Raw genomic sequence first — 13,731 nt, 5'->3', positions numbered from 1 at the left:
GAGACACACCCCATGACAGACGCACTCAAGCGGCTGGCCGACGAAGGCGTCGCGATCTGGCTCGACGACCTCTCCCGGAAGCGGATCACCTCCGGCAATCTCGCCGAACTGATCGACCAGCAGCACGTCGTCGGCGTCACCACCAACCCGTCGATCTTCCAGAAGGCGATCTCCGGCGGCGACGGTTACGAGCAGCAGCTCACCGATCTCGCGGCCCGCAAGGTCACCGTCGAGGAAGCCGTCCGGATGATCACCACAGCGGACGTCCGGGACGCCGCCGACATCCTGCGCCCGGTCCACGACGCGACCGGCGGCCAGGACGGCCGGGTCTCCATCGAGGTCGACCCGCGGCTGGCCCACAACACGGCCGCCACCATCGCCGAGGCCAAGCAGCTGGCCTGGCTGGTGGACCGCCCCAACACCTTCATCAAGATCCCGGCCACCCAGGCGGGACTCCCGGCGATCACCGAGGTGATCGGCCTGGGCATCAGCGTCAACGTCACGCTGATCTTCTCCCTGGAGCGCTACCGCGCGGTCATGGACGCCTACCTGGCCGGTCTGGAGAAGGCGAAGGCGGCCGGCCTCGACATCTCCAAGATCCACTCGGTGGCGTCCTTCTTCGTGTCCCGCGTGGACACCGAGATCGACAAGCGCATCGACAAGCTCGGCACCGACGAGGCCAAGGCGCTGCGCGGCAAGGCCGCCATCGCCAACGCCCGGCTCGCCTTCCAGGCGTACGAGGAGGTCTTCGGCTCCGACCGCTGGGCCGTCCTGGACCGGGCCAACGCCAACAAGCAGCGTCCGCTGTGGGCCTCGACCGGCGTCAAGGACCCGGCCTACAAGGACACCCAGTACGTGGACGAGCTGGTCGCCCCGGGCACCGTCAACACGATGCCGGAAGCCACCCTCGACGCGGTCGCCGACCACGGCGAGATCAAGGGCAACACGGTGGCCGGCGGCTACGAGCAGGCCCAGGCCGACATCGACGCGCTGGCCTCGATCGGCGTCTCGTACGACGAGGTCGTCAAGCTTCTGGAGGACGAGGGCGTCGAGAAGTTCGCGACGTCCTGGAACGACCTGCTGAAGTCCACCGAGGCGGAGCTGAACCGCCTCGCACCGTCGGAGGCGTGAACACCTTGACCATCAGCAGCAATCCGCTGCGTGACCCGAAGGACCGGCGGCTCCCGCGGATCGCGGGGCCGTCCGGCCTGGTCATCTTCGGGGTCACCGGTGACTTGTCCCGCAAGAAGCTGATGCCCGCCGTCTACGACCTGGCCAACCGCGGCCTGCTGCCGCCGGGCTTCTCGCTCGTCGGCTTCGCCCGGCGCGACTGGGAGAACGAGGACTTCGCCCAGGTCGTCCACGATGCCGTGAAGGAACACGCGCGGACCCCGTTCCGCGAAGAGGTCTGGCAGCAACTCGCCGAGGGATTCCGCTTCGTCCCCGGGGAGTTCTCCGACGACGAGGCGTTCGAGAAGCTGAAGGCGACCATAGAGGAGCTGGACAAGGCCCGCGGCACCGGCGGCAACTTCGCCTTCTACCTCTCCGTGCCGCCCAAGTTCTTCCCCAACGTGGTGCAGCAGCTCAAGAAGCACGGGCTGTCCGACGGGCAGAACCACTCCTGGCGGCGTGCCGTCATCGAGAAGCCCTTCGGCCACGACCTGGCGAGCGCCCAGGAGCTGAACCAGGTCGTCCACGAGGTCTTCCGCCCCAGCGATGTCTTCCGGATCGACCACTACCTGGGCAAGGAGACGGTCCAGAACATCCTGGCGCTGCGCTTCGCCAACACCATGTTCGAGCCGCTGTGGAACCGTAGTTACGTCGACCACGTGCAGATCACCATGGCCGAGGACATCGGCATCGGCGGCCGCGCGGGCTACTACGACGGCATCGGCGCCGCCCGGGACGTCATCCAGAACCACCTGCTCCAGCTGCTCGCCCTGACCGCCATGGAGGAGCCCGCCTCCTTCGACGCCAAGGCGCTGGTCACCGAGAAGCTGAAGGTGCTCACCGCGGTCAAGCTGCCGCGCGAACTGGGCAAGCACACCGTGCGCGGCCAGTACGCCCACGGCTGGCAGGGCGGCGAGGAGGTGCGCGGCTACCTCGAAGAGGACGGCATCGACCCGCAGTCGAAGACCGACACCTACGCCGCGGTCAGGCTGGAGATCGACAACCGCCGCTGGGCGGGCGTCCCCTTCTACCTGCGCACCGGCAAGCGGCTGGGGCGCCGGGTCACCGAGATCGCCGTGGTCTTCCAGCGCGCCCCGCACTCCCCCTTCGATGCCACCGACACCCAGGAGCTGGGGCAGAACGCCCTGGTCATCCGGGTGCAGCCGGACGAGGGCGTCACCATCCGGTTCGGCTCCAAGGTGCCCGGCACCTCCATGGAGATCCGCGATGTGACGATGGACTTCCAGTACGGCGAGTCCTTCACCGAGTCCAGCCCCGAGGCGTACGAGCGGCTGCTGCTCGACGTCCTGCTGGGCGACGCGAACCTCTTCCCGCGCCACCAGGAGGTGGAGGAGTCCTGGCGGATCCTCGATCCCGTAGAGGAGTACTGGGACAAGCACGGGAAGCCCGAGCAGTACACGGCCGGTACCTGGGGGCCGAAGGCCGCGGACGAGATGCTCGCACGAGACGGACGGAGCTGGCGGCGGCCATGAACATCGATCTCACGGACACCACGTCCAGCCGGATCAACTCCGCTCTGGTCCAGGCGCGCCGGGCCACCGGTACCCCGGCCGTGGGCATGGTGCTCACCCTCGTCATCGTCACCGACGAGGGCAACCACTACGACGCGCTGAAGGCCGCGAGTGAGGCCTCCAAGGAACACCCCTCGCGCATCTTGGTCGTCATCAAGCGGCCGGGCCGCTCGCCGCGCGACCGCAAGATGGCCCGGATGGACGCCGAGGTCCGGGTCGGCGGCGAGACCGGCACCGGTGAGACGGTCCTGCTGCGGCTCCACGGCGAACTCGCCAACCACGCCTACTCGGTGGTCCTGCCGCTGCTGCTGCCGGACGCCCCGGTCGTGGTGTGGTGGCCCGAGGACGCCCCGGAGCACCCCGCCAAGGACCTGCTGGGGCAGCTGGCCCAGCGCCGCATCACCGACGCCCAGGCCACCGAGGACCCGGTCGCCACGCTGGGCCTGCGGGCCGAGACGTACACGCCGGGCGACACCGACCTGGCGTGGACCCGGATCACCCCGTGGCGCAGTGTGCTGGCGGCCGCGCTGGACCAGAAGCACTCGAAGATCACCTCCGCGGTCGTGGAGGGCGAGGCGTACAACCCGAGCAGCGAGCTGCTCGCGCTGTGGCTCGCCGAGCGGCTGCGGGTCCCGGTCGACCGGCAGATCTCCGAGGGCCCGGGGCTGACCGCGGTGCGGCTGGAGACGGCCGACGGCGTGATCTGCCTGGACCGGGCCGACGGTGCGCTGGCCGAGCTGGCGATGCCGGGCCAGCCGGACCGGCACGTCGCGCTCCAGCGGCGGGAGATGTCGGAGCTGATCGCCGAGGAGCTGCGGCGCCTCGACCCGGACGAGATGTACGCGATCTCGGTGAAGTTCGGCGTGAACAAGCTGAACGGCGGCGGCACCGCGGCGGCAAGCGGTGGCGGCACCGCCACCGCGACCGCCGAGGCGCCCGTGCCCCCGGCCCCGCCCCGGCCGCCGCTGCCGACGCGCGACCCGGGCTCGGCTCCGTCCCCGACGAACACTCCCGCCCCGCCGCAGGCCCCGGCCCAGCCACCGGCGGCCCCTTCGGCTCCTTCAGCCCCTTCAGCCCCTGCGGCCCCTCAGGCTCCGAAGCCCTCGGACCTGAAGCCGGGAGGAAAGGCCGAGGGAAAGGGCAACGGAAAGGCGGAGAAGTGAGCGCTCCGCAGGTCGTCGTCCACCGCGACAAGGAGCTGATGGCCCAGGCGGCCGCGGCCCGGCTGATCACGAAGATCGTGGACGCCCAGGCCGCCCGGGGCTCCGCCTCCGTCGTCCTGACCGGCGGCCGCAACGGCAACGGTCTGCTGGCCGCCCTCGCCACGTCCCCCGCGCGCGACGCGGTGGACTGGTCGCGGCTGGACCTGTGGTGGGGCGACGAGCGGTTCCTGCCGGACGGCCACCCCGACCGCAACGTCACCCAGGCCCGGGAGGCGCTGCTGGACGCGGTCGACCTGGACCCGGCGCGGGTGCACCCGATGCCCGCGTCCGACGGTCCGCACGGCGGCGATGTGGAGGCCGCCGCGGAGGCGTACGGCATCGAGCTGGGCCGCGCCGCGCGGCCGGAGAACCACGGCGCGGCGCCGACCTTCGACGTGCTGCTGCTGGGCGTCGGCCCGGACACCCATGTGGCCTCGCTCTTCCCCGAGCTGCCGGGCGTCCGGGAGACCGAGCGGACGGTGGTCGCGGTGCGCGGCGCGCCCAAGCCGCCCCCGACCCGGGTCTCGCTGACGCTGCCCGCGATCCGCGCGGCGCGGGAGGTGTGGCTGCTGGCCGCCGGTGAGGACAAGGCGAAGGCGGTGACCATCGCCCTGTCGGGCGCCGGGGAGATCCAGGCCCCGGCGGCGGGCGCGTACGGCCGCAGCCGCACCCTGTGGCTGCTGGACCGGGCGGCGGCGAGCGGTCTGCCGCGCGGGCTGTACCCGCCGGCCTCGCCGTAGGGCTCTTTCACCCGGATCCCCCGTGCGCCCGCGTGCGCACGGGGGATCGCCGCGTTCAGGGGCGGCTCAGCGGCCGCGCAGCGAGCGGTACGTGGCGACGAGGCGGGCCGTGGAGGCGTCGAGCCCCGGCACCTCGGCGCCCTCGGTCAGCGCGGGCTCGACCCGCTTGGCCAGCACCTTGCCCAGCTCGACGCCCCACTGGTCGAAGGAGTCGATGTTCCAGATGGCGCCCTGCACGAACACCTTGTGCTCGTAGAGGGCGATCAGCTGGCCGAGCACGGACGGGCTCAGCTCGGCGGCCAGGATGGTGGTGGTGGGGCGGTTGCCCGGGAAGGTCTTGTGCGGCACCAGCTCCGCGGGCACGCCCTCGGCGGCGACCTCTTCCGGCGTCTTGCCGAAGGCCAGCGCCTGCCCCTGGGCGAAGAGGTTGGCCATCAGCAGATCGTGCTGGGCGACCAGCCCGGGCTGCAGGTCGTCCACCGGCTTGGCGAAGCCGATCAGATCGGCCGGGATCAGCTTGGTGCCCTGGTGGAGCAGCTGGTAGTAGGCGTGCTGGCCGTTGGTGCCGGGGGTGCCCCAGACCACCGGGCCGGTCTGCCAGCGCACCGGCTCGCCCTCCCGGTCCACCGACTTGCCGTTGGACTCCATGTCCAGCTGCTGGAGGTAGGCGGTGAACTTGGACAGGTAGTGGCTGTAGGGCAGGACGGCGTGCGCCTGGGCGTCGTGGAAGTCGCCGTACCAGACGCCCAGCAGGCCGAGCAGCAGCGGCACGTTCTGCTCCGGCGGGGCGGTGGCGAAGTGCTCGTCCACGAGGTGGAACCCGGCCAGCATCTCGCGGAAGCAGTCCGGGCCGATGGCGACCATCAGGGAGAGGCCGATGGCCGAATCGTAGGAATACCGGCCGCCGACCCAGTCCCAGAACTCGAACATGTTGTCCGTGTTGATGCCGAACTCGGCGACCTTCTCCGCGGCGGTCGACACCGCCACGAAGTGCTTCGCGACGGCCTCCTCACCGGCCCCGAGCCCGCTCAGCAGCCACTCGCGGGCGGAGACGGCGTTGGTGATGGTCTCGATGGTGGTGAAGGTCTTGGAGGCGACGATGAACAGCGTCTCCGCCGGGTCCAGGTCGCGCACCGCCTCATGGAGATCGGCGCCGTCCACATTGGAGACGAAGCGGAACACCAGCTCGCGGTCGGTGTAGGCGCGCAGCGCCTCGTACGCCATCGCCGGGCCCAGGTCCGAGCCGCCGATGCCGATGTTGACGATGTTCTTGATGGGCTTGCCGGTGTGGCCGTGCCAGTCCCGGGCCCGGATCCGGTCGGCGAACACGCTCATCTTGGTGAGGACCGCGTGCACCTCGGGGACGACGTCCTCGCCGTCCACCGTGATGACCGCCGAGCGGGGCGCGCGCAGCGCGGTGTGGAGCACCGCGCGGTTCTCGGTGGTGTTGATCTTCTGACCGCGGAACATCGCGTCCCGCAGGGCGGCCACTCCGGTCGCCGACGCCAGCTCGCGCAGCAGCCGCAGCGTCTCGTCCGTCACCAGGTTCTTGGAGTAGTCGACATGGAGATCGCCGACCTGGAGCGTGAACCTGCTCGCGCGCTCCGGGTCGTTGGCGAACAGCTCGCGCAGATGCGCGTCGCCCAGCGCCTTGCGGTGCTCGGCCAGTGCGCTCCACTCCGGCAGCTGATCGAGCCTGGTGCGGCCTTCTGCGTTCATCTCGGACATCAGCCCACTTCTCATCGGTGCCTGGCCCCCGTTGTCCACCAACCTAATTGACGGTAGCCCGCGGCACTGACAACGGCCCGGCCGGGCACCCCCGTCAGGGGTGCCCGGCCGGGCCGTCGTCGCGCGCTGTCGCTGGGCTCCGCTCAGATCTCGCCGCGGAGCTTGGCGAGCGCCTCGGCGAGGATCGCCTCGCCGTCGGCGTCGCTGCGCCGCTCCCGCACATAGGCGAGGTGCGTCTTGTACGGCTCGGTGCGGGGCGGGTCCGGCGGGTTGTCCCGGTCCTTGCCGGCCGGGAAGCCACAGCGGGGGCAGTCCCACGTGTCCGGGATCTGCGCGTCGCTGGCAAAGCTCGGCACGGTCTCGTGCCCGTTCGAGCACCAGAAGGAGATGCGCAGGCGCGGCGCCGATTCGCCTCGCTCGGCTTCTCCCATCGGCCCCGCTCCGACCCGACTTCCACGGATCGCGTTGCCACTTGCCACGGTCGTAACTCCCTGCGTGATGGTGCCGCGAAGCATCGAATGGCGGCCCCGCTGCCCGGCGCCCCAGACTACGAAAGGCCCAACGCGCGTCCATCGAGAGGAGTTACACCCGCCTTGAGGACGCCACTCCATGATAGGCCGCGAATCCGCCGCACTGACGACGGTACGTCAGTTATCGGGCCGGAATCGGGCCCCGACCGCGCTTCGGTCGAACGTCAGTCGAGCTTCATCAACAGGCCGAGCACGACGATGACGACGAACCACAGCAACCCGACCACGATGGTGATGCGGTCCAGGTTGCGCTCAGCGACCGAAGAGCCACCGACGGAGGACTGCATTCCGCCACCGAACATGTCGGACAGACCCCCGCCCTTCCCCTTGTGCATGAGCACCAGCATCATCATCAAAAGGCTCAAGATGATGAGGGCGATCGAAAACCCCATGATCACAGCTGGACCAACTCTCTCGGGCTCGTTACGGACGGTTTCTTACGGGAGACGGGGGCCGGGGAGGCGCGAAATGCGCCACCACGACCCCCGACAGAGTACGACGAGGCCAGGCTCAGGACCTACTCACTGGTCGCGGAATCGAACGATCTTGACGAATTCGTCCGCGTCCAGCGCGGCGCCGCCGATCAGGGCGCCGTCGACATCCGGCTGCGCCATGATCGCCGCCACGTTCCCGGACTTCACCGAGCCGCCGTACTGGATCCGGACCTTGTCGGCCAGCTCCTGGCTGTACAGCTCGGCCAGCCGGCCGCGGATGGCCCCGCAGACCTCCTGGGCGTCCTCGGGGGTGGCGACCTCGCCGGTGCCGATCGCCCAGACCGGCTCGTACGCGATCACGATGGTCTCGGCCTGCTCGGCCGGGACGTCCTTGAGGCCGCCGTCCAGCTGCGCCAGGGTGTACGCCACCTGCTGGCCCGCCTTGCGGACGTCCAGGCCCTCGCCCACGCACAGGATGGGCGTGAGGTCGTTCCGGAAGGCCGCCTTGACCTTGCCGTTGCAGATCTCGTCGGTCTCGGCGTGGTACTGGCGGCGCTCCGAGTGGCCGATGGCCACATAGGTGCACTTCAGCTTGGAGAGCATCGGGCCGGAGATCTCACCGGTGTACGCGCCGGAGTCGTGCGCGGAGATGTCCTGGGCGCCGTACTTGATCTTCAGCTTGTCGCCGTCGACCAGGGTCTGCACCGACCGCAGATCGGTGAAGGGCGGCAGAACCGCGACCTCGACGGCCTCGTAGTCCTTTTCTGCCAGCGCGAAGGCGAGCTTCTGGACGTGGGCGATGGCCTCGAGGTGGTTGAGGTTCATCTTCCAGTTGCCCGCCATCAGCGGGGTGCGGTCACTCACGGTGTTCAGTCCTCCAGTGCGGCGAGGCCGGGGAGCGTCTTGCCCTCGAGGTATTCGAGGCTCGCTCCGCCGCCGGTCGAGATATGGCCGAAAGCGGATTCGTCGAAGCCCAGGATGCGGACGGCCGCGGCGGAGTCGCCGCCGCCCACCACGGTGAAGGCGGGGCTGTCGAGGAGCGCCTGGGCCACGGCCTTGGTGCCGTCGGCGTAATCGGGGTGCTCGAAGACGCCCATCGGGCCGTTCCAGAAGACGGTGGCCGTGTCGGCGAGCTTCGAGGCGTACAGCTTGCGGGTGTCCGGACCGATGTCCAGCCCCTCCAGGTCCGCCGGGATGGCATCCGCGGGGACGACCTGCGGATGCGCCGGGGCCTTGGTCTTCAGGTCCGGGAACCCGTCCGCCGCGAGGACGTCGACGGGCAGCACGAACTCCACGCCGCGCTCCTGCGCCCGCCGCAGGTAGTCCTGGACGGCCGGGACCTGGTCCTCTTGGAGCAGCGACTTGCCGACCTCGTGGCCCTGGGCCTTGAGGAAGGTGTACGCCATGCCGCCGCCGATCAGGATGCGGTCGGCCTTCTCCAGCAGGTGGTCGATGACGCCGAGCTTGTCGGAGACCTTGGCGCCGCCGAGGACCACCGCGTACGGCCGCCGGACGTCCTCGGTGAGCTTCTTCAGGACGTCGACCTCGGTGGCGATGAGCCCGCCCGCGGCGTGCGGCAGCCGCGCCGGGAGGTCGTACACGGAGGCGTGCTTGCGGTGCACCGCGCCGAAGCCGTCGCCCACGTAGAGGTCGGCGAGGGCGGCGAGCCGGTCCGCGAAGGCGCCGCGCTCGGCGTCGTCCTTGGCCGTCTCACCGGCGTTGAAGCGCAGGTTCTCCAGCAGCGCGACCTCGCCCGCTGCGAGCCCCTCGACGGTGGCCCGGGCGCTGTCGTCCACGGTGTCGGTCGCGAACGCGACCGGCTTGCCGAGGAGTTCACCGAGCCGCTCGGCGACCGGGGCGAGCGAGAACTGCGGGTCGGGCGCGCCCTTGGGGCGGCCGAGGTGCGAGGCGACGACCACCTTGGCGCCCGCGTCCAGGAGCGCGGAGATGGTCGGCACGGCGGCGCGGATCCGGCCGTCGTCGGTGATCGTCCCGCCGTCGAGCGGGACGTTGAGGTCGGCGCGGACGAAGACCCGCTTCCCGTCGACCTGGAGATCGTCAATCGTCTTCACAGAGTGACTCCTTGTTCATGGCACGGGGCCCGTTACGACGTGTGCCGTAGCGGGCCCCGTTCTCGCTCATCGCGGCAGGGTCAGAGCCGGCCGCCGACGTAGACGGTCAGGTCGACGAGGCGGTTGGAGTAGCCCCACTCGTTGTCGTACCAGCCGACGACCTTGACCTGCTTGCCCTGGACCATGGTCAGGGAGGAGTCGAAGGTGCAGGACGCCGGCCAGTTGACGATGTCCGAGGAGACGATCGGGTCCTCGGTGTACTCCAGGACCCCCTTGAGCTGACCCTCGGCGGCCTTCTGGAAGGCGGTGTTGATCTCGTCCTTGGTGACCTCGCGGTCCAGCTCCAGGACCAGGTCGGTGACCGAGCCGGTCGGGACCGGGACGCGCATCGCGATGCCGTCCAGCTTGCCCTTGAGCTGCGGCAGGACCAGGGCGGTGGCCTTGGCGGCGCCGGTGGAGGTCGGAATGATGTTCTCCGCGGCGGCGCGGGCGCGGCGCAGGTCCTTGTGCGGGAAGTCAAGGATGCGCTGGTCGTTGGTGTACGCGTGGACCGTCGTCATCATGCCCTTGACGATGCCGAAGTTCTCGTCGAGAACCTTGGCCATCGGCGCCACACAGTTGGTGGTGCAGGAGGCGTTGGAGATGACGTCGTGCTGGGACGCGTCGTACTTGTCCTGGTTGACGCCCATCACGATCGTGATGTCCTCGTCCTTGGCGGGCGCGGAGATCAGGACCTTCTTGGCGCCCGCGGCCAGGTGCTTGGCCGCGTCGTCACGCTTGGTGAAGATGCCGGTGGACTCGACGACGATGTCGGCCCCCAGCTCTCCCCACGGAAGGGCGGCCGGGTCGCGCTCGGCCATGGTCTTGAAGGTCTGGTTGCCCACCGTGATGGTGTCCTCGGTGTGGCTGACCTCGTGCTTCAGCCGTCCGAGGATGGAGTCGTACTTCAGCAGGTGCACCAGGGTGGCATTGTCGGTCAGGTCGTTGACACCGACGATCTCGATGTCCGCGCCCTGCTCCAGGAGCGCGCGGAAATAGTTGCGACCGATGCGGCCAAAGCCGTTGATGCCTACGCGGATCGTCACGAACCGATCTCCTCGTTGGTGTGCCGGTCTGGACGCCGGCGAGCTGTTTGGGAATCCCCGACCGCCTCCGACCCTACCGCTATCACGGAACGTCCGTGACATTGGCGTTCGGCGGCCCATGACCACCGGAAAGGGGCATGGGCCGCCGATTCAGTCACGATTCGTCACGCTCTGTCAACGGCGCAGCGCACGCAGCGCACTCCTCACGAGCGACGCCCGCTGGGCGGCGTCCCGGACGTGTTCCAGGCCGAAGCCGAGCAGCACGGTGTCCCGGGTGGTGACCGCGGCCGCGGTACGGAACAGCTCCTTCGAGCGCGTCCAGTCCGCCGCGTTCGCGGGGCTGCCCGCCGGCGGCCCCGGTACCGACCAGGGGCCGAGCGCCGTTTCGAAGCCCTCGGCGTCCCGCGTGTCGCCGCCGGTGACGAGCGCGGTGCTGTCGACGAAGGCGCCGCGGCCGCCGATGCTCGAATCGGTGACGTACGACAGGGCCAGTTCGACCTTCTCGCCCGCGTAGCGGCTCAGGTCCAGGGTGACCGGCTTCCAGCCGCCCGAGGAGCCCGTGAAGCTGTTCCAGGCGCCCGTGCTGCCCTCGGCGCGGCAGCCGTCGTCGGCGGCCGTCAGGTAGCGCTTCAGGAACGGGTGGGTGGTCAGCAGGAAGCCCGCCTCGCACTCGGCCGGGACCTTGCCCGAGCCGGCACCGCCCGCGTCCGGCAGCGTGGTCCAGTCGTCCTCGCCGACGGTGTGCGCCTCGGCGATCACATGGTCGTAGCCGGGCTCGGTGTCGTAGCTGAGCCGGAAGGTCAGGCTCGGCTCGTCCCCCGCGCCCACCCCGGTCAGGTCGACGGTGCGGGACAGCCGCGTCCAGGAGCTGTTCCGGTGGACGGCGGCGGCCATCCACTCGCCCTCGTAGGGCTGGTACGGGGTGCGCGCGCCGGAGTACGCGCCCGCGCCCGCGCTGCGGAACTGCGGGAAGTCCTCCGGCGGCAGCACATCGGAGGTGACGGTGTACGCGCCCGCGGCGTCCAGGGGGTTGCCGGGCGCGTCGCCGAGGGTCGCGGAGGTGCCGTCGAGCGCCCCGCCGCCCTCGTACACGGGCGGCGACTGCACCGTGGTGCGGCCGTCGGCGCCCAGGTAGTACTGGCTGAAGTCGTCGGTGTCGGCCGGGCCCACCACGGAGCTGCCGCCCGCCTGCTCACCGGTGGTGATCAGCTTGCCGCCCTCGTTGAGGTAGTCGCGCACCGCGAGCAGGGTGGCGCCGCCGGGCTTCTGGGCACCGGTGTACCAGAGCACCGTCCTGAAGTGACCGAGCACCCCGAGCGCGGACGGCGCCCCCTGGGTGGCCACGTCCCAGACGGCGGCCTTGCGGCCGTTCCGGGCGAGCGCGTCGGTGTACGCGGCGAGGTGCCGGGCCGGTGAGGCGCCGCCCTCCTCGGCGATCACCAGCGTGTCGGCGCGGGGCCGCTCGGCGACGGTGTAGGTGAACGGCTCGCTCGCGGTCCGCTCGCCGCCCCTCGTACGGCCGGTGAACCAGACCTTCACCGTGTCGCCGGGGTCCGCGCCCCTGACCGCGGCCCGGTACCGGTCGAAGTGGATGTTGTCCTCGCCGCCGTAGGTCTCGCCGCCCTTCCAGGGCCGCAGGGACGCGGTGTGGGTGCGCCCGCCGTTCACCCGGTACGCGAGCGTCTTGGCGCGGACGCTCTTGCGGGCGGTGACGGAGACGTCCTGGGCGGCGCCGCGGGCGTAGGAGGTGGTGAAGGCGTCCGGGGTGAAGTCGGGCGCGGTCATGCCGACCGATGACGACGGCTGGTCGGGGTGGCGGGCGGTCTCGGCGACGGAGAGCGCGAAGGGGATGTTCTTGGCGAACTCCTGCTGGATCAGCTTCTCGTCGTCCGGGAAGGTGAAGACGGACGCGCAGTCGCGCGGCTGCCAGGCGTCGTTCGGGTCGACGTCGGAGGCGGCCTGACAGGTCGACATCTCCGGGGTGAACATCATCATCCCGTTGACGTTGGCCGCGTGGCCGTCGGCCTCGCCGTTGGTGGTGTACAGCTCCGAGGACACCTGCGGGTGGTAGCCGGGGATCGCCGAGTGTTCGGGGGTGCCCGCGAGCGCCTTGTACAGCACGTCGTCGGGGGTCGGGGTGGCGACCTGCCAGCCGACGCCGTAGAGCAGCAGTTCGGCGGCCGAGTGGTAGTTGATGCCGTAGGTGAAGCCGATGCGCTTCTGGAAGCGGTCCAGCGCCTTGGTCTCGGGCTCGGATCCGGGGGCGGGGCCGCGGTAGGTCTCGTCGGCCGGTTCGGCGGACGACCCCTCGTTGTCGTAGCCCCACTTGTAGGGGAAGTTGCGGTTGGGGTCGACGCCGTCGCCGGGGGCGATCTTGCCGTCGCCGTTGTTGTCCCGCAGGGTCTTGCGCCATTGGCGGTTGGCCGGGCTCTGATGCGTGTAGTCGTAGCCGTCCGGGTTGGCGGAGAGCACGAACCACAGCTCGGTGCGGTCCACGATCCTGGTGACGCGGTCGTCCTTGCCGTAGTGGTCCAGGTAGTAGTGCATCAGCCGCCGGGTCATCTCCGGGGTGATCCACTCACGGGCGTGCTGGTTGGACATGTACAGCACCGACGGCTTGCTGCCGTCACGGCTCTTCGCTGCGCCCTTGGTGAGCTTGAGCGCGAGGATGTCCTTGCCCTGGGTGGTCTTGCCGATGCTGACCACCTTGGTGAGACCGGGATGCGTCTGCCCGGTCCGGACGATCTCCTGCCGGAGGCCACCGTCGCCGCTGTACGGGCGGAAGACGCCGTCGCCCGCGGCCTTCACGCGGCCCAGGGTCCGCTGCGAGAGCTTCTTCTCGGTGAGCGCCACGCCCTGGCCGCGCAGCGCGGCGGCCTGAGTGCCGGTCAGATACAGCTCGACCGGTCCGGCGCCCTTCTCGGGCACCTGCGTGCCGAGTTCCGTGCCGTCCACACCCGCCCTCAGCAGCAGCGGGATCTGCGCCCGGGTGACCTGGGCGGTCCATACGGTGAGCGTCTCGCCCGCGCTGTCGGCCGCGGGTCGAGCGTGGGCCGCGGGTGTGGCGGCCAGTCCGGTGAGAGTTAAGGAAGCCAGTGCCGCGGCCGAGCCGACCGCTCTCGCCGTGCGTCTCCATCCGGCCGTGCGTGTCTTCATGAGCCCCCCTGCGTGTCGTTCCGACGTGTGGGTGCACCGACGCATAAGCCTCATGTCGGCACATGGCCATGTCAACAGCGAC

General features: G+C 70.3%; 11 protein-coding genes. 4 read left to right on the top strand and 7 right to left on the bottom strand.

What is annotated here, in order from left to right; genetic code table 11:
- The first annotated feature begins 12 nt into the window (after nt 1–12).
- The 4 genes from tal to pgl are packed head-to-tail and all read left to right on the top strand — an operon-like array spanning nt 13 to nt 4,644.
- A complete protein-coding gene (gene tal, locus LCH29_RS11325) occupies nt 13–1,131 on the top strand; it encodes a transaldolase (RefSeq protein WP_446461557.1) in 1,119 nt (372 codons plus the stop codon).
- Between the two features lie 5 nt (nt 1,132–1,136).
- Nucleotides 1,137–2,663, top strand: coding sequence for a glucose-6-phosphate dehydrogenase (gene zwf, locus LCH29_RS11320; protein WP_446461710.1), 1,527 nt, complete (start codon nt 1,137–1,139; stop codon nt 2,661–2,663).
- Nucleotides 2,660–3,865, top strand: coding sequence for a glucose-6-phosphate dehydrogenase assembly protein OpcA (gene opcA, locus LCH29_RS11315; RefSeq protein ID WP_446461556.1), 1,206 nt, complete (start codon nt 2,660–2,662; stop codon nt 3,863–3,865). The genes zwf and opcA overlap by 4 nt, the downstream gene beginning before the upstream one ends.
- Nucleotides 3,862–4,644 carry a 6-phosphogluconolactonase gene (pgl, locus tag LCH29_RS11310; RefSeq protein WP_446461555.1) on the top strand — a complete coding sequence of 261 codons (783 nt, stop codon included), beginning with the start codon at nt 3,862–3,864 and terminating at the stop codon, nt 4,642–4,644. The genes opcA and pgl overlap by 4 nt, the downstream gene beginning before the upstream one ends.
- Nucleotides 4,645–4,710: 66 nt before the next feature.
- On the opposite strand, the gene pgi is transcribed toward pgl, so the two are convergent.
- The 7 genes from pgi to LCH29_RS11275 form a co-directional block, all read right to left on the bottom strand.
- Nucleotides 4,711–6,363 (bottom strand): glucose-6-phosphate isomerase, encoded by a 1,653-nt coding sequence (pgi, locus tag LCH29_RS11305; RefSeq protein WP_446461709.1) that lies wholly within the window; start codon nt 6,361–6,363, stop codon nt 4,711–4,713.
- A 152-nt stretch (nt 6,364–6,515) separates the two neighbouring features.
- On the bottom strand, nt 6,516–6,851 hold the full coding sequence (locus LCH29_RS11300; protein WP_009718803.1) for an RNA polymerase-binding protein RbpA: 336 nt from the start codon (nt 6,849–6,851) through the stop codon (nt 6,516–6,518).
- 215 nt (nt 6,852–7,066) lie between these two features.
- Nucleotides 7,067–7,294 (bottom strand): preprotein translocase subunit SecG, encoded by a 228-nt coding sequence (secG, locus tag LCH29_RS11295; RefSeq protein WP_039942143.1) that lies wholly within the window; start codon nt 7,292–7,294, stop codon nt 7,067–7,069.
- A 129-nt stretch (nt 7,295–7,423) separates the two neighbouring features.
- On the bottom strand, nt 7,424–8,200 hold the full coding sequence (gene tpiA / locus LCH29_RS11290; protein ID WP_446461554.1) for a triose-phosphate isomerase: 777 nt from the start codon (nt 8,198–8,200) through the stop codon (nt 7,424–7,426).
- 5 nt (nt 8,201–8,205) lie between these two features.
- Nucleotides 8,206–9,408, bottom strand: a complete 1,203-nt coding sequence (locus LCH29_RS11285; RefSeq protein ID WP_446461553.1) for a phosphoglycerate kinase — start codon at nt 9,406–9,408, stop codon at nt 8,206–8,208.
- Nucleotides 9,409–9,488: 80 nt separating this feature from the next.
- The gene (gap, locus tag LCH29_RS11280; protein WP_123108006.1) at nt 9,489–10,493 is read right to left on the bottom strand and encodes a type I glyceraldehyde-3-phosphate dehydrogenase; all 1,005 of its coding nucleotides are present in this window, start codon (nt 10,491–10,493) and stop codon (nt 9,489–9,491) included.
- Nucleotides 10,494–10,667: 174 nt separating this feature from the next.
- The gene (locus LCH29_RS11275; RefSeq protein WP_446461552.1) at nt 10,668–13,649 is read right to left on the bottom strand and encodes a M14 family zinc carboxypeptidase; all 2,982 of its coding nucleotides are present in this window, start codon (nt 13,647–13,649) and stop codon (nt 10,668–10,670) included.
- Between the last annotated feature and the right edge of the window lie 82 nt (nt 13,650–13,731).

Source organism: Streptomyces sp. BRA346, from assembly GCF_052851135.1.
This window is presented reverse-complemented; position numbering and strand designations above follow the sequence as displayed.